The organism is Jhaorihella thermophila (assembly GCF_900108275.1).
Taxonomy (GTDB): Bacteria; Pseudomonadota; Alphaproteobacteria; order Rhodobacterales; family Rhodobacteraceae; genus Jhaorihella; species Jhaorihella thermophila.
The window spans coordinates 195419-211993 of the sequence record NZ_FNVD01000007.1; the positions used below are offsets into that span (position 1 = coordinate 195419).

General features: G+C 68.9%; 13 protein-coding genes and 2 tRNA genes. 6 read left to right on the forward strand and 9 right to left on the reverse strand.

What is annotated here, in order from left to right:
• Positions 1-59: 59 nt before the first annotated feature.
• The 9 genes from C4S70_RS10530 to C4S70_RS10570 all read right to left on the reverse strand — a co-directional run bounded on the left by C4S70_RS10530 (position 60) and on the right by C4S70_RS10570 (position 10102).
• Complete coding sequence (locus tag C4S70_RS10530; protein ID WP_104008054.1) at positions 60-1370, reverse strand: peptidoglycan-binding domain-containing protein; 1311 nt, start codon at positions 1368-1370, stop codon at positions 60-62.
• 3 nt (positions 1371-1373) lie between these two features.
• Complete coding sequence (locus C4S70_RS10535; RefSeq protein ID WP_104008055.1) at positions 1374-3074, reverse strand: formylglycine-generating enzyme family protein; 1701 nt, start codon at positions 3072-3074, stop codon at positions 1374-1376.
• Positions 3071-3979 (reverse strand): ABC transporter permease family protein, encoded by a 909-nt coding sequence (locus C4S70_RS10540; protein ID WP_235003793.1) that lies wholly within the window; start codon positions 3977-3979, stop codon positions 3071-3073. Before C4S70_RS10540 ends, C4S70_RS10535 begins: the two co-directional genes overlap by 4 nt.
• A gap of 2 nt (positions 3980-3981) precedes the next feature.
• Positions 3982-4998, reverse strand: a complete 1017-nt coding sequence (locus C4S70_RS19110) for an ABC transporter ATP-binding protein (RefSeq protein WP_235003794.1) — start codon at positions 4996-4998, stop codon at positions 3982-3984.
• 6 nt (positions 4999-5004) lie between these two features.
• On the reverse strand, positions 5005-6846 hold the full coding sequence (locus C4S70_RS10550; protein WP_235003795.1) for a vWA domain-containing protein: 1842 nt from the start codon (positions 6844-6846) through the stop codon (positions 5005-5007).
• Between the two features lie 1092 nt (positions 6847-7938).
• Positions 7939-9246, reverse strand: a complete 1308-nt coding sequence (locus C4S70_RS10555) for a virulence factor SrfC family protein (protein ID WP_235003796.1) — start codon at positions 9244-9246, stop codon at positions 7939-7941.
• Positions 9195-9431: a hypothetical protein gene (locus tag C4S70_RS10560; protein WP_104008057.1), complete on the reverse strand. Its 237-nt coding sequence runs from the start codon at positions 9429-9431 to the stop codon at positions 9195-9197. Before C4S70_RS10560 ends, C4S70_RS10555 begins: the two co-directional genes overlap by 52 nt.
• A gap of 4 nt (positions 9432-9435) precedes the next feature.
• Positions 9436-9858: a hypothetical protein gene (locus C4S70_RS10565; RefSeq protein WP_146064197.1), complete on the reverse strand. Its 423-nt coding sequence runs from the start codon at positions 9856-9858 to the stop codon at positions 9436-9438.
• Complete coding sequence (locus C4S70_RS10570) at positions 9806-10102, reverse strand: hypothetical protein (RefSeq protein ID WP_104008059.1); 297 nt, start codon at positions 10100-10102, stop codon at positions 9806-9808. Before C4S70_RS10570 ends, C4S70_RS10565 begins: the two co-directional genes overlap by 53 nt.
• A 258-nt stretch (positions 10103-10360) precedes the next feature.
• On the opposite strand from C4S70_RS10570, the gene glpX reads away from it, so the two are divergent.
• The 6 genes from glpX (at position 10361) to C4S70_RS10600 (ending at position 16038) form a co-directional block, all read left to right on the forward strand.
• On the forward strand, positions 10361-11332 hold the full coding sequence (glpX, locus tag C4S70_RS10575; protein WP_104008060.1) for a class II fructose-bisphosphatase: 972 nt from the start codon (positions 10361-10363) through the stop codon (positions 11330-11332).
• 4 nt (positions 11333-11336) lie between these two features.
• Positions 11337-13109, forward strand: coding sequence for a single-stranded-DNA-specific exonuclease RecJ (recJ, locus tag C4S70_RS10580; protein ID WP_104008061.1), 1773 nt, complete (start codon positions 11337-11339; stop codon positions 13107-13109).
• 102 nt (positions 13110-13211) lie between these two features.
• Positions 13212-13286 (forward strand) — tRNA-Glu (locus C4S70_RS10585).
• A 308-nt stretch (positions 13287-13594) separates the two neighbouring features.
• Entirely contained in the window at positions 13595-14440 is an 846-nt protein-coding gene (locus C4S70_RS10590; protein WP_235003797.1) for an LOG family protein, read from the forward strand.
• Positions 14437-15807, forward strand: coding sequence for an MBL fold metallo-hydrolase RNA specificity domain-containing protein (locus C4S70_RS10595; protein WP_104008063.1), 1371 nt, complete (start codon positions 14437-14439; stop codon positions 15805-15807). Before C4S70_RS10590 ends, C4S70_RS10595 begins: the two co-directional genes overlap by 4 nt.
• A 141-nt stretch (positions 15808-15948) precedes the next feature.
• Positions 15949-16038: transfer RNA gene (locus C4S70_RS10600), tRNA-Ser, on the forward strand.
• Positions 16039-16575 lie beyond the last annotated feature (537 nt).

Consider the following 16575-nt stretch of genomic DNA (forward strand, 5'->3'; position numbering starts at 1 on the left):
CAAGGCAAACAGGGGCGCCGCCCGGCAGTCCGGCCGATGCGGTGCCGGAATGAGGACGGTCAGTTGCCGGACGCGCTGGGGAAGACCGGCAAAGCGCCGCCGCCGGCTAGCCCCGCGCCGCTGGAAGCCGCCTCGAGCACGGCCAGCCGGTCGGCGGACTGGCCCAGAACCGGCGCTCCACCCTTCCTGGCCGCGTCCACCGACATCTGCATCCAGTCATGTGCCAGCTGCTTCTGGGCCTGCGAAACACCGAAACCTTCGCGCAGGTGATGGGCCACGACTTCGCCATAGCCCATCTGTCCGGCCGCGCTCAGCAACACCGCCGATGCCAGAGCCATCTGCGCGTCGTCGGTGCGATAGCCCACGCCCAAGCAGATCTTGCCACCGGCGATCAGCTGATCCATCGGCTGGCCGGAACTGCGCAGGAACTGCCCGGCGTCGGCGATCACGCGCTCGGGCCGGTCGGTGGCGACAGTCGCAGTATAGGGCTCCATCGCCTGCGCGAGCCCCGCGCATTGCTGTTCGATCTGGTCGGGCGTCATGTTCGGGATCGACGCCTCGAGCCGCGCGCTTTCAGCCATCGCCTGCGTACGCGCCAGGCAGAACTGTTCGTTGAGCGCGAATTGCGGATCGCTCACCCGCCCGGCCGTGGTCAAACCGCCATTGGCCGCCGTCAGAACGCTGACCTCGTTGCAGTGTTCGTTGATCGACCGGCTGGCCCCGCCCACCGGAAAGCTGGGCAAAGCGGTCGTGTTCGACCGCGCCGCGCTCTGCGGCGGCGCCGTCGGCACGGGGGCGGGAGCAGGAGCGGGAACGGGGGCGGGAACGGGGGCGGGAACGGGCGTCGCCGTGTTCGTCACCGGCGCCTGCTGCGGCGTCCGCGTGGAGATGCCGAGCTGTTCGTTGCGATAGGCGCGCAACAGCCCGCGCGGCCCCTGTGCGGCCAGGATCTGGTTGTAGGGCGGCACCTGCGCCGAGACCAGCGCCCGCTGATAGCTGTTCAGCAGAAAGTCGCGTTCGTAGGCATCAAGATAGCCGTCCGCCGTATAGCCCATTTCGGCCTGGAACTGCGCGATCGCCGCGCGCGAACGCCGCCCCAGCACGCCGTCCGCCGCACCCGCGGGATACCCGAAATAATTCAGCGCCGTCTGGATGTCGCGATTCTGCGCCCGCTGATAGGAGCTGGACCTCTGCCGGGCCGCCGTGGCCTGTTTGCGCTGCTTGTTCTTGTTGACCTCGTTGACGATGATGCCGCCCAGGATCGCACCGCCCAGAAGCGCCGCGGCATTGTTGTCAGCCATCGCCCGCGTGACCGGCGTCACGATCATCGTGGTCGCCAACAGGGAAGCAAAGACCTTTCGTCTGAACATCTTTCAATTCCTCATCGAAATCCGCGACCACGCATGGCACAACGCCGGCCAGACCGCGGGGAACAAATGTGAACACCCTTCGGACCCCAGCCCACCAGACAAACCCGAGAGTGTCAAGAAACAAAGGCTTGATCCTCTTCGCGCGCGGGCCGCTCCGACCTGTTCCAGAGCCAGTTCCAACAGCGCCCGCGCCCCCATATCGGGCTTTTGCGCAAAACGCGACAAACCCTCCCAGAACCGGCGGAAATTCGCGCGCAATTCGACCTGGCGGGACAGCTCCAGCTCTTCGTCCAGCACGTCATGGGTGGTGTCGCGTTCATAGTCGTCGGCCTGCCCCGCCAGAGCCTCCAGCGCGGCGCGATAGGACAACAGGTAGGTGGTTCTCTGCGCCCTGAGCTCCCCGATTTCGCGCAGATGCGCCTGCACCTGCCGGTCCAGCATCTCCGACCGGCCCCCGGCGCGCTGCAACTCGACCAGCATGCGGATATTGGCGGCCTTCGCCTCGATCGCGCGGGCATTCGCGCGCAGGGCGCCGACGAACATCGCGCCCGACAGAAGCGTGGAGCGCGCCGACTGCAGCCGCGCGGTCTGGGCCCGGTCGCGGGCGCGGCGCAGCTCGACCAGAACCGCGCTCAGCCCCAACTTGCGCCGGGGATCGGTTTCGGCCGCGATCAGGTCGGTCAACAGCTGATCGGGATCTGCCGCCGCGCCGGGGATGCCGCCCCGGTTGCGCGCCTGCCACGCCGCACGGATCCGGGTCAGCGCCGCGTCCGAAGTCACGACGGGGGCGGCGATCACCAGCCGCACGCCGAACGTGTCCAGCCGCATCGGCACGCCGTCCCGGTCATTGGCGGGATATTCGGTGCGCCGCGCGCTGTAGAGATCTTCGGCTGTGGACAGGACCGAACCGCCCCGCGTCACCACCCCGCCCGCCTGCCCGTGCAGCCGCCCGCCCGCGTTCAGCCGAAAGGGGCCGAGCACCAGTTCCTCGGCATTGCCGTAGATGTCATAGAGCCCCAACGGATTGGGCCGGCGCAAGCCCACCGCCCCCAGCCGCCCGCGCCCGGACCCCGGCGCCTGATAGAGCGCGTGGTCGCGCATTTCGCCTTCGTCGAAATACACCTTTTCCGCGAACCGCGCCGCATCCACCCGCGCGCCGCCCCGCGCGGCGAATTCCCATTCCTCTTCGGTCGGCAGCCGCACGAATCCCGGCTGTCCGTCCGACGAAGGCAGCCGGTCGCGGGCATGATTCAGCAGCCATTCGGAATAGCGCCGGGCCGCATCCACCGCGTCGAACCAGCTCAACCCGCCCTTCGCGACCCGGTCGCGACGGTTCGGGTCCAGGCAGTCGCCGTGCAGCGCGCGCCATTGCCCCACGATCATCTCGTAGCGGGCGATGTAGTAATGGCTTTCCCCTTTGTTGCCGGCAAAAGCGCCCCGCAGAAACGCCGTGCGCAACCCGTCCGAGTAACTGGCCAGATCCGACGCCTGCCCCAACAGCAGCCGCCGGTCGGCCAGTGGATCGGCGGCATCGACCGGCACGGTCACTTTCTGGAACGCCATCGCGCCGCCGCAGGGCATGGGCAGCACCAGGTCGGCCCGCGCGCCCCGTTCTGCGGCCTGGTCGGTCAGGGTTACCGGCCAGGGATCGGCCCGTGCTACCCCCGTCACCGCAAGCAGCAGGATCGCGGCCAGTCGCCTCATGCCCCCTCCCTGAGTACGCGGGCCGGATCCACACGCTGCACCGACCAGGCCGCGGCTCCGGCCGCCCCCAGCACCAGCGCCAGCACGGCGGCGCAGATCGCCGCGCCCTGCCCCGGACCGATCACCGCCAGCGCCGCGCCTTCGGGCATGCCCTGGCCGAACATCGCCTGAGCCACCTGCCCCGCGATGGCATACAGCACGAAAGACAGCGCCAGCCCCAGCGCCGCCGTCACCAGGCCCTGCACCATCGGAAACAGCGCCAGATCGCGGGCCGGAACCCCCAGCAGCGCAATCCCCGCCAGCACTTGCCGTTTGCGCGCCGCATCCGACCAGAAGCCGAAGACCAGCGCCTCCCCCATGCCCCCCGCCGCCAGCGCCGCCGTCAGTGCCAGCGCCAGATCCAGCCGCCGCCCCAGCCCCAGAAGCGACTCGACATCCCGCGTCCGCGCCGTGGTGGCCGCGCCCAGCGCGGATTCGATCCGCGCCTGAAGCGGGGCAAGCGAGGCCAGGTCGCGGGCATAGACCCGCAGCCCCGCATAGGCCGGGGCGCGCTCGTCCAGATCGCGCGTGCCCTCGATTCCATATTCGGGCAAGCTGTAGGAATCATAGAACGCTTCGATCACCTCCAGCATCTCCAGCGGCGCCAGCACCGCCCGCCCGGCCACGGCCCTTTCGGGCAGGACTGCCGCCACCGTCACCGGCAGCACCAGTTGCCGGGGCCGCCCCTCAGCCTGGCTGACAAGCTGCAGCGCCGCCCCCTCGCGCACCATGAGCTGCGCGGCAAGCTGGGCGCTGATCGCCACCCGGTCGCGGCCCAGCGTCACCCCCGCCGGCAGCGTCGGATCCCCCGCCCCCGACGGCACCACCAGCGCCGGACGCATCCGCCGCGTGTCCGGCGCGCGCACGTTCATATAGTCATATAGTCGAACTGACTGCGCACCTTGGGCGTGAGAAAGGCGATCTCGGGCCAGTCGCGCAGGGGCGCGATGTCGGCCTCGGTCAGGGTGGCATTGCCGGCGGTGTCGATCTGCAGGTTCGCCGGATCGGCCAGCATTTCGCCGATCAGCGCCGAATAGACCCCATTCTTGACCCCGAACAGGACCAGGAGCGGCACCAGCACCCCCACCATCACCGCCACGTTGCAGATCAGAAAGAACCGGTCGCGGACCAGATCCCGCAGGGCCAGCCGGGCGATCAGCATGGGCGCGCCTCCAGGCGGCTTATGACCTCGCCGGCGCCCCCCGGGCGCGACCGCCAGCGACAGGCGCGCGATGCCGAAACGCCCGATCCGGTCCAGATCGTGGCTGGACAGGATCACGCCGCTGCCCTGCGCCGCCGCGGTTTCCAGCAACAGCGCCATCACGCGGTCCGCGCTTTCGGGATCGAGCGCGCCGGTCGGTTCGTCCGCGATCACGAAGGGCGGGCGATGCGCCAACGCGCGGGCCACCGCCACCCGCTGCCGCTGCCCGATCGACAGCGCGCCGGGCTGCAGCCCCGCCACCGGCTCCAGCCCGAGCCGCGCGAGCAGCTCGGCGCACCAGGCCGGGTCACCGCGCCCGGTGATGCGCTGCGGCAGAGCCACGTTCTCGGCCACGGTCAGAAAGGGCATGAGTCCGCCGGTCTGCGGCACGAAACCGAACAGCCGCCCTCGCATCTGCGCCAGCGCCCGCCCGCGCGCGCCCTGCCGCCAGAGCGCGGCCAGATCGTGGCGCTCGCCATTGACGACCTCGTAGGCCACCCCGGCCGCGGGCGCGCGCATCAACCCCAGCAGTTCCAGCAGAAGCGTCTTGCCTGACCCGCTGGGTCCCGTGAGCGCCACCGCCTGCCCGCCGGTAGGGGTGATCTCGTCCCAGACCAGCCGGAACAGCCGGTTGCCGTCGCGCAGGGCATGGCCGCCCGCCCCCATCCGCAGCGCCGCGGTCATGGCGCGTCAGGGCAACACGTCGAACGGCATGGCAAAGACATGCTCGCCATCGGGCGCCCCCTCGTAAAGTGCGGTCCAGACATCCGGATAGTGCAGCCACTTGCGGTATTGCGCCAGCTTCTGGCGCATTCCGTCCAGGATCCGCCGCCGGTTCATCGCGCTTTGCCGCCAGCGCCGTTCGGTGGTCAGCATCAGCTGGCTTTCATAGGGCAGATCCTGAAGAAACTCGAGCGCCCCGCCCAGCGTCTCGGTTTCGGGATTGACCAGCCGGTCGGGGTTCTGCGCCATCCGCGCCACCACGTCGCGCACCTGGGCAAAGAAGGCGTCGCTGTCGGCATCGCCGCGCGCGCGTTCGCCCAGCGTCAGCAGATTGTCCAGCAGTTCGGCCATGGTCGCCATCTCGTTCTTGGTCACCAGAAGCCGCGGTTCGACCGCCAGGCGGGCGGGGTTATCGACCGCCTTCTCCGACAGCCAGCCCTCGATCACGTCCGGCGCCTGGGTGCCCTTTTCCCGCCCCAGCCAGGCCAACCGCATGGCCAGCCCCAGATCGACCAGTTCCTGGCCGCGTTCCTCGGGGCTCAGCACCGGGCGCTGGTCGCGGGCCTCGCGGATCATGTCGGTCAGCGCCGTGACCAGCCGCGTCACGGTGTCCTCGAACGCCTGTTCCGACCCGTCGGGGATGCCATAGTAGTAGCTGTTGCCGTTGAACCGGCTGAGCGCGCGATACTGCCGTTCGGCCCAAGCGTTTTCCTCGGCCCCCGCGGCCGGCGTCTCAAGGTGCAGCGTCATCACCGCCACACCCTTGTCCTGCGCCGCCCGCTGCAACTCGGCCGGGCCGATATCCGTTCGCGCGTTGGGGTCACCGGGGGCCTTGGGGCCGGCATCGGTAATCAGGAACACGATCCGCGCGTCAAAGGGCTCGGCCCCCGCCGGCTCCCAGTCGGTCAGCGACACGGCATCTTCGACACCGGCAAGGCTGTCCTCGCGGAAACCGGGCGAGTTGGCGCGGGCCACACGGGTGGCGGCGCGGATCGTGGCGATCACCGGCGTCTGGTCGCTGCGGCGTTCCAGCGGCAAGAGCGTGCGCGTGCGGTATTCCAGCCCCGGCGCGGCCTGCGGGTTGTCGCGAAACCCGACCACGCCGAACTGCACGCGATCACCGATCTCGGTCCCCTCGATCCCGCGCACGATCCGTTCCACCGCCTTTTGCGTGCGCGCGATATAGGGCCCCATCGACCGCATGGTGTCGAACACGAACACGATCCCCGCGTCGAAGCTGTCGGAAACCGCCGAGACATTGGCCGGGTCTTCCCGCAGGGGCACCGAGGCCACCTTCATCAGCAGGTTGTCCTCGTTGCTGACCGGGTGCAGATCCTGCTCGAAGTCGAGGATCGGCATCAGATAGAGCTGTTTGACGATGTCCACGTATTCGGCGGGTTCCACGGCGACGATACCGGCCTCGGGGTCGGGCTGGCCGCGCGCGATCCCGTCCAGCAGCCGCGCCTGCGTTTTCGGCAGCGCCGGATCCGCCATCAGCCGCCGCAGCGCGTCGGCATCGCGGAACAGGATCTGGCGTAGCCGGCCCGCCGGGTTGGTGAAGGCCGCGACGATGTTGTGCTTCCATGGCACGACCTCTTCGGCCCTGACCCAGCCCTCCGGCCCCTTTGCTACCGACCGGCCGATGCGGAACCAGCCTGGTTGACGGTCATAGACATAAAGCGGTTGAAAGGCGGGAAACTGGCGTCCGGCCGACGCGTCGGGCGCGGGGTGAAGATGCGCACCCGGCCGGGTCAGAACCCGCTGGTAAACCGTCTTGCGCCCCCTCGACCAGCAGGGGGCGCGCGGCATCCCGAGCCGACGCCGGCCCCGGCGCCGCCAGCATCAGGGCAACCAGCAGACCGACCGACATGCGCCTAGCGGCAGAAATCATCGAACGCTCCCTTTTCCAATGTGCCGGTGGCCTCAGCCAGACGGCGGCAGACCTGTTCGAGCCGCGCCTGCGCCCCTCTGCTCCTGCGCCCACCGCGCGGGCATAATATTCGGCGGCCTTGGCCGGATCGTCGCCAAAGCTCAGCCCGATCCCGGTTTCGATCGGCTCGTCCAGGGCCTTGCCGTCATAGAGCATGCCGAAAAGTTGCAACGCCGCTCCGTCGCCCCGCGCCGCGGCGTCCTCTACCAGCCGCAGGGCAACGTCGGGATCGACCTTGCCCGCACAGGCCCGCAACGCGCGCCCCGTCGCGTCGAACCCGCCGCCCGCGGTTGCCAGCGCATCTGTCGCGCAGGGATCCGCCACCGCACGGGTTTCGGAAATCTCGCTGGCCGGAGCGGTCGAGCGCGGTGCATCGTCGGGCCAGTACCGGAGCGTGGCGAACACGGCCACGAGCAGGATCAGCGCCAGCGCGGACGGCACCGCGAAACGCCGCAGCGGGGAAGTGTTTGCCTGATCCGGCTCTTCTGCAGCCTCTGGCGCATCCTCCCAATCCGGTTGCGATACCGCGACCTCCGGGTCGGGCTCCGGCTTTTCGGCCACGGGCTCTTCCACTGCTTCCATCACCGGAGCAGCCGGTTCGGCGACATCCTCCCGGTGCGGCGCATGAATCGCCCCGAGCGCCGCCGCTGGCGGCCCGGGCGGCACGTCGTCGGGCCAGATGAGTTCGGCCGCGACCGGCCCGAGGGAAATCTTCAGAGTCGCGTATTCCTCGACGTGATCAACGATGTCCGGCCCGATGCGGACGCGAATCACATCGCCGTCACGCTCCACGGGACAGGGGCCAAAGGCATGGGGCTCGCCCTGCCACGCCCCATCCGGCCCCAGCCATTTGCCAGCAAAGGCATCCTGCACCGTCACCGAAACGCTGTCGGCCGACAGCGCACCCGCGGGCAGCTCCAGAATGGCATACCCGCCGGCCGGTTCCCTGGGATCTGGGCGAACGGTCAGGGTCATGCGGTCCGGCGCGCCTCCAACCCCGCGAGAATCTCGCCCAGCGCGAGGTTCTGATCGATGTCGATCTCGCCGCCGACGCCGTCCTTGGCATTGGCCTCGAACAGCGCATCCAGCGCGAACACCCAGTCGGACCAGTAGTCCTCGGCCACCGGGCGGGGGCGCGACGGCAGGTCGTCGGCACTGTCAGACTCCGGACGGTCGGCAAAAACCGGGCGCCGGCCACCGTCCGGCTGGTCCACATGGGGCCGCTCGGACTCCGGCAGATCCCGCATCCCCAGCGTGGCGACGAAATCGTTGATCACCTCCGCGCTCAGGATCGCGGCGGGCGCGGCCAGCCGCGCGTCGATCGGCGCGGACAGCGCGGCCGAGGCCACCATCACCCGCTCGCCCCCCCCCACGACATGGTGGTTGGTCAGAACCCGGCCCGGCGCCACGACAAAGCCCGATCCGACCGCCAGCCCCTGTGCCCCGCGCGCCAGCACCAGCACCGAACGCGTCTCGATCCAGTCCAGCAGCGTCTGCCCCGCCTCGTCCGGGCCGACCTGCACGCGCCCGGCCGGGCTGGGCAGGATCGCGTCGGGGCGCGCGGCGGCCCGTTCGGGCGGCGCGGTGCCCATCGGCGGCGGCACCAGCCCGTCCGGCGTGACCCCGTCGGGCAGCAGCAGCACGCCATCGGGGCGGCACATCGCGCCGTCCAGCACCGCCTGAAGCTGATCGCGCCGCGCGCGCAACTCCGCGTTCAGGGCCTGCTGCGCAGCCAGCCGGGCATGGTCGTCGATCGCCGCCGGCGCGGGCTTGGGGAAAATCCGCGTGCCCGGCATCACGAGCCAGGCCAGCACCAGCCCGGCCAGAACCAGCAGCACCAAGAGCGGCGCCCAGGCCCAGGCAGAGATCGTCATGGCATGCCCGGACACGCCCGTCGCCGCCGCGGCGGGCCGCGCATCGGTCGCGGCGTGGGCCGCGGACCCGGTGGGCGCGGCCCCGGTCAGCCGGTCGAGGTTCAGCGGCAGATACCGCCCCAGCGTCGCGGCGTAATGCGCCGGCCGGGCCGAGACATTCGCGCCGCCGCCGCCGGGCAGCAGCCCCCAGTTCACGATCACCGGGCGGCCATCCACCACCATCACGTCATCCCCGCCCGGCACGCTGAGCGCGCCCAGCACCAGATCTGCGCAGGACCGATCCCCAGCCAACGCCCGCAACGGCCGCAGATGTTCGGCCAGATAGGCCTCGGCCCGATCGCGTTCTTCCCCCGTCAAGGCCGAAAGCGGCCGCGCCTCGCCCGTGCCGCGCGCATACCACGACACGGTGGGGGCGCCGCATCGTTGCCGCGGCTGACCAGCGGCTCGGCAAACAGCGCCGCCGTGGCCGGGCCAGCCCGGTCGGACAAGAGCGCGTGCAGCTCGGCATGGCGCTCCAGCACCGGACGTCCGCCGGCCTCGACCAGGTCCGAAGGCGAGATGCGGGTCTTGGTCAGAAAGAGATCGGCCATGTCGTCACCTCCTGGCACGGCGCAGCGTGGCCGAGCCCCGCCCATTGGTTTCCGGTTGATAGGTATCGCATTGCGCCAGCCCCTTGGCATCCAGCGAACAGGTGATGTCGCGCCGGAACACGTACATCCCGTTGCCGCAGCGCAGATTGCCCGGCTCGCGCATGGTCAGCCGACCGTTTCCGGGCATCCGGCCGCTGATCCGGCCCTTCCAGCTGATGCCGTTGGTGGCGCGCATCTCTTCGGTGCCCCGGCCGTTCCTGTCGAAACAGATACGCCAGTAGTTGAACCGGGTGATCGCCCCGGTGTCGATGTCGCGCGCAGCGTAATCCGAGGACAACAACCAGCAGCCCTCCATCACCGAAATGTCTTCCTTGTCAAAGGCTTCGGGGTCCAGCCCGCTGGGCGTGGGCGGGCGGCTCTGGCGCAACGGCCAGGCACTGCGTCAAGGCCAGCGCCTTCTCCAGCGCCGCGATCCGCGCCCGCAGCGCCTGCGTCTGAGTCTCTTCCCGCGCAAGCTGCCCCAGAACCGCCCGGTCCGGGGCGGCTTCGCACCATTCCAGCACCGCGGTTGAAAACGGCACGCGCAGGCCGCAGGCCTGCAGCGCCAGCCAGGCCGAGGCCCCGACCGTCGGCACCAGAAGAAGCCCGAACGGAATTACCGCAAACCGCATTGCATCCTTCATCCCGCCGCCGACCACTGGGGGACGCAGGGTGCCTTGGCCTACCCTACGCCGCGCGGCGTTCGTGTCGAAAGGGCGACAGCCGCCCGCAAGCACCCGTGACAGCACGAAAAAAGCCGATTCCGGCAAAGTTCCGCCCGTCCGGCCGGGCATGGTGAGACGATTGCGCGCCCGCGACTGCGCCCTTGCGGCGGCAATGGCGGGCGGGCTATTGGCAGAGACAGGCGAACCAGAGCACGAGACGGATTCATGACCACATGCACCCAACCGGCCCCTTTCGACGACCAGATGCTGTCGCTGGCGATCGCCCGCGTCTCCGAGGCCGCGGCGATTGCCGCCGCCGGGCTGATCGGGCGCGGCGATGAAAAGGCCGCCGATCAGGCCGCCGTGAATGCGATGCGCGAACAGCTCAACGGGCTCGACATCGCCGGCACGGTTGTCATCGGCGAAGGCGAGCGCGACGAGGCGCCGATGCTGTTCATCGGCGAAGAGGTCGGCACCGGGGCCGGCCCCGCGGTGGATATCGCGCTGGATCCGCTGGAAGGCACCACGCTGACCGCCAAGGACATGCCCGGCGCGCTGACCGTGATCGCCATGGGACCGCGCGGGTCGCTTCTGCATGCGCCCGACGTCTACATGGACAAGCTGGCCGTGGGACCGGGCTACGCCCCCGAGGTGGTGACGCTCGACATGTCGCCGGCCGAGCGGGTCGAGGCACTGGCCCGTGCCAAGGGCTGCGCACCTGCCGACATCACCGTCTGCATCCTGGACCGGCCGCGCCACGCGCAGATGATCGCCGAGATACGCGGCACCGGCGCGGCGATCCGGCTCATCACCGATGGCGACATCGCCGGTGTCATGCACTGCGCCGAACCGGAAAAGACCGGCATCGACATGTATATGGGATCGGGCGGCGCGCCCGAAGGTGTTCTGGCGGCGGCGGCGCTCAAGACCATGGGCGGGCAGATCCAGGGGCGGCTGCTGTTTCGCAACGACGACGAACGCGACCGCGCGGCAAGGGCCGGGATCACCGATCTGGATCGGGTCTATGCCCGCGACGACATGGCGACGGCGGATGTCGTGTTCGCGGCGACCGGCGTGACCGGCGGCAATCTGCTGCCGCGCGTACGGCGCAACGGCGGCTGGGTGGAAACCAGCACGCTGCTGATGCGGTCGGCCACCGGATCGGTGCGGCGGATCGACTATCGCGGCCGGCCGTGACCGCATGGCCGACGGGGACGGAGGACACGCGCCCTTGGCCTATCTGGGGGTCGAGCGATCGCTGACCTGCCGCCGCTGGGTCGGGCCATCGGTCGAGACCGAGCGCGCCGCCGAGGCGATCGCCCAGCAGACCGGCCTGCCCCGACCGCTGGCGCAGGTGCTGGCGCGCAGCGGCGTGCCCCCGCACGAGGCCGAATCCTATCTCTCGCCCAGGCTGCGCGACCTGCTGCCCGACCCCCGCCGTCTGAAGGACATGGAAAAGGCCGCGGCCCGGTTCCTGTCAGCCGTCCGGCGCAACGAGAGGATCGCCGTCTTCGCCGACTATGACGTGGACGGCGGCGCCTCTGCCGCGCTGCTGATCGACTGGCTGCGGCAGATGGGGCGGGCGGCGACGCTATACGTCCCCGACCGGATCGACGAAGGCTATGGCCCCAACGCGCCCGCCATGCGCGACCTGGCCGCCCGCCACGACCTGATCGTCTGCGTGGATTGCGGCACGCTCAGCCACGATGCGATCGCGGCGGCGCGGGGCGCGGAGGTGATCGTGCTGGACCACCATCTGGGCGGCGAAACCCTGCCGCCCGCGCATGCGGTGGTGAACCCCAACCGGCAGGACGAGGATGGCGATCTGGGCCAGCTCTGCGCCGCTGGCGTGGTATTCCTGTTCCTGGTCGAGACACGCCGCCAGATGCGCGCCGCGGAGCTGGGCGAAGGGCCGGACCTGATGGCGATGCTGGATCTGGTGGCGCTGGCGACCGTGGCCGATGTCGCGCCGCTGACCGGCGTCAACCGCGCGCTGGTGCGGCAGGGACTGGAGGTCATGCGCCGCCGGGCGCGGCCCGGTCTTGCCGCGCTGGCCGACGTGGCGAGGATGGATACCGCGCCCAATACCTATCACCTGGGTTTCCTGCTGGGGCCGCGCGTGAATGCGGGCGGGCGGATCGGCAAGGCCGACTTGGGCGCGCGGCTGCTGTCCACGACCTCGACCGCCGAGGCCGCCGCGCTGGCGCAACGGCTGAACCAGCTGAACGAGGAACGCCGCGCCATCGAGGACGCGGTGCGCGCCGCCGCGCTGGAACAGGCCGAATCGCGCGGGCTGGACGCACCGCTGGTCTGGGCGGCGGGCGAAGGCTGGCATCCCGGCGTGGTCGGCATCGTCGCCTCGCGGCTCAAGGAGGCCACCAACCGCCCCGCCGTGGTGATCGGGCTGGACGGGGACGAAGGCAAGGGCTCGGGCCGGTCGATCGCGGGCGTGGATCTTGGCGCGTCGGTCCAGCGGCTCGCAGCCGAGGGGTTGTTGCTCAAGGGCGGCGGGCACCGCATGGCCGCCGGTCTGACCGTGGCGCGCGACCGGCTGGAGGCGGCGATGACGCGGCTGGCCGAACTGCTGGCCCGGCAGGGCGCGGGGCGGGCCGGGCCGGCGGATCTGCGGCTGGACGGGCTGATGATGCCGCGCGCCGCGACGCATGAGCTGATTGCCGATCTCGACCGCGCGGGGCCCTTTGGCCAAGGGGCCCCGTCGCCGCGATTCGCCCTGCCCTCGCTGGTGGTGCGTCACGCCCGCCAGGTGGGGGACTCGCATCTGAAGCTGACCTTGGCCGACGATTCGGGCGCGGCGCTGGACGCGATTGCCTTTCGCGCCTTCGACAGCGATCTGGGCCCGGCACTGGCAAACCACGGCGGCGCCCGGTTCCATGTCGCCGGACGCCTTGAGATCAACCATTTCCGCGGTCAGCAGCGGGTTCAGCTGCGGCTGGAAGACGCCGCGCGGGCGTGACCACCCGTCACCCGGTCGAGGGGCAAAAAATTTTCACCCCATCCCCAATTTTTTCCCTTGCGCCCCCGGGCGGTATTCCTTAAAGACGCGCTCACACCGGATGGCCCGTTCGTCTATCGGTTAGGACGCCAGGTTTTCAACCTGGAAAGAGGGGTTCGATTCCCCTACGGGCTGCCACTTCATCTCGCTTCCACAGGCTTCAAGATCGCACTGCCAAGCGGTTGCTGTGACATTGTTTTTCCGGTGTTCGCCGGGTGCACCGGGCATGTTGCGCCGGCAAGAACCTTGTTGTGTGCCCTGCCCCGCGCCTAAGCTGCCTTCGCACCGCCCATGCGCATTGAAAGGCGGGACAGGAGGGAATCCCGGTGACGGACAGAGCAACGAAACCACAAGCGAAACCGGCCCCCGCGCCCCCGGAGAGACGGCAAACCGACCTACCGTGGAAATCCCCCAAACCGGGGCGCGAAGACCCCGAGGCCCCCGCGTTGATCCGCGCCCTGATGGAAAGCCCCGAATACCGTCAGGCCGATCGCGACGTCGCCTTTCTTCAGCAGGATGCGACGCGCGGCGTGCGACTGCAGCTTGACTACCAGAAGGCGGAAACACTGCTGGAGAGGGCCGGAATCGAACATTCCATCGTGGTCTTTGGCAGCACCCGCATCCCCGAACCCAGAGCCGCAAGAGAAAGGGCGGAAGAGGCCCGCGCGCGGCTGGAGCTGACCCCCCATGATTCGCAGGCCGCCCGCTGCCTGCGCGTGGCCGAACGCATCCTCGACAAGAGCCGCTACTACGATGAAGCCCGCGCCTTTGGCCGGATCGTGGGACAGGTCAGCCACGAAACCGGCGGCCGGCTGGTGCTGGTCACCGGCGGCGGCCCGGGCATGATGGAGGCGGCCAATCGCGGCGCGCATGACGCGGGCGCCCCGACCGTGGGGCTGAACATCACGCTGCCGCATGAACAATATCCCAACCCCTATCTGACGCCGGGGCTGTGTTTCAGTTTCCACTATTTCGCCATTCGCAAGCTGCATTTCCTGCTGCGCGCACGGGCTCTGGTGATGTTCCCCGGCGGCTATGGCACGATGGACGAGATGTTCGAGGCGCTGACCCTGATCCAGACCCGCAAGATCGCGCCGGTTCCGGTGGTTCTGGTCGGGCGCGAGTTCTGGTGCCGCGCCTTCGATCCCGATTTTCTGGTCGAGGAAGGCGTGATCGACCCCGAGGACCGCGACCTGTTCTGGTATGCCGAAACCGCACAAGAGGCCTGGGACGACATCTGCACCTGGTATCGGCGCAGCGGCCGGCCTCTCGTCGAGGACGCGGCCCGATGAGGATCTCCTTTCACGGGGCCGCGCGGGGCGTGACCGGATCCTGCCACCTGGTCGAGATCGGCCGCCGCCGAATTCTGATCGATTGCGGCATGTTCCAAGGCAACAAGGAGCTTGACGAGGAAAACGCCCGTCCCTTCGGCTTTGCCGCCGGGTCGGTGGACGTTCTGCTGCTGACGCACGCGCATCTCGACCATTGCGGGCGCATTCCCCTGCTGGTGCAACGCGGCTTTCGCGGCGAGATCATCTGCACCGCCGCCACCCGGGATCTGGCCCGGCTGGTGATGATGGATGCCGCCCACCTGCAGGAGGAAGACGCTCGCCATGCCCGCCGGCACGGCCAGCCCCGCGCGCCTCTCTACGACACGATGGACGTGTTCGACGCGCTCGACCGTTTTGGCAGGACGGCCGAGCTTGGCCGCGCGGTCGATCTGGGCCACGGGATCCGAGCCACCTTCTTCGAGGCGGGCCATATCCTGGGCTCGGCGAGCGTGCTGCTGGAAGCCGAAGAGGACGGCCGCACCCGCCGCATCCTGTTTTCGGGAGATATAGGCCCGCGCGGCCGGCCGCTGCTGAACGATCCCGCCCCGCCGCCGAATGCCGACGTGGTGGTCATGGAAACCACCTATGGCGACCGCGATCACCGCTCGCTTCAGGCTTCGGTCGATGAGTTGTTCGCAGCCATTCGCGGCGCTCAGCGGCGCGGCGGGAACGTCATCATCCCCACCTTCGCCTTGGAACGCGCGCAGGAGCTGCAGTTCTTTCTGCGTCAGGGCGTTGCCTCCGGCGCGATCGGACCGACGGTCGATATCTATCTTGATTCGCCGATGGCGATCTCGGCCACGCGCCTGTTTCGCCGCCACCCCGAGGCGCTGAAGCCCGACCTTGCCCGGATGCTGACCCGGGGCAAGGATCCGTTCTCTGTCAAGGGGCTGCACTATGTGACCGACCCGTCGGAGTCGCGCGATCTAAACCGCATTCGTTCAGGGGCGATCATCATGGCGGGATCGGGCATGTGCACCGGCGGACGGGTGCGCCATCACCTGAGCCACAACCTCGCCCGGCGCGAGAACGCGGTGATCTTCGTCGGATTCGCCGCCGAAGGCACGCTGGCGCGGCTCATCATCGACGGCGCACCCACGGTGCGCCTTTTTGGAAAGGAAGTCCACATTCGCGCCCATATCCACACGATCAACGGCTTTTCGGCCCATGCCGGCCAATCGGACCTTCTGGACTGGCATCGCCGCGCCGGAAGCCCAAGACACAGCTTTCTGGTCCACGGCGAACCCGCGGCCATGCAGGCCTTTGCACGCAAACTCGGCCACCCCGAAGTCGAGATTCCGCTGTTGCACCAGACTTACGATCTGTAGTCCGGGTTCGGAAAGCGCCGTCTCGCCGGACATGTCCGCGCGCAACCGCTAGGCTGGCCCATTTGCCCCTTCGAAATACGCAACGCCCTGCCCCGAAATTCCTGCTTGTTTTTCACCGATCAACCGCATAGACACGGCCTCGGAGACGTGGCCGAGTGGTCGAAGGCGCTCCCCTGCTAAGGGAGTATACCGGAAACGGTATCGAGGGTTCGAATCCCTTCGTCTCCGCCACTTGCCATAGAGAGACTGTTCTCCCGATTTGGCTGCGGCCGGATTTTTCCGTTGTTTTCGAGAGTTATGCGGGAGGGGCTATTCACCGGCCTCAACGTTAGGAGGACCGGACGCGGTCTCTCAGGGCCGATATTCTCTGGACCTCTCGACTGCTCGCATTCGATGTAAAGCCCGCAACTGTTTGAAAATTCTCGGACATTTCCTTAGGCAACCTAAACACTTCGATGCCAGTGGCATTCGTGGAAATGGACTATAATCCAACCCGTTCTAGTTCCCGCCCGCCCTCGCATCTCCCTATCGTCATTAAGTGTTTTCGGCGACGGCGGCATCGTGTCGGAGGAGGATACCATGAATCCCCGAGCCGCCGCGACGCACGCTTCGCTCGCGAGAGTTGGTGGCTTCGCGCTTGTAGACTCGGCCGTCTGGGACCTGTCCGTCGTCAGAGTTTTTCGGACAGCGCAAGCAGTTTCGTAACGGAGGCTCTGGTTCGGTTTCTGTCTGAGTTTAGGCGGCAGCGGCTTGATGTTGCAACCGGCG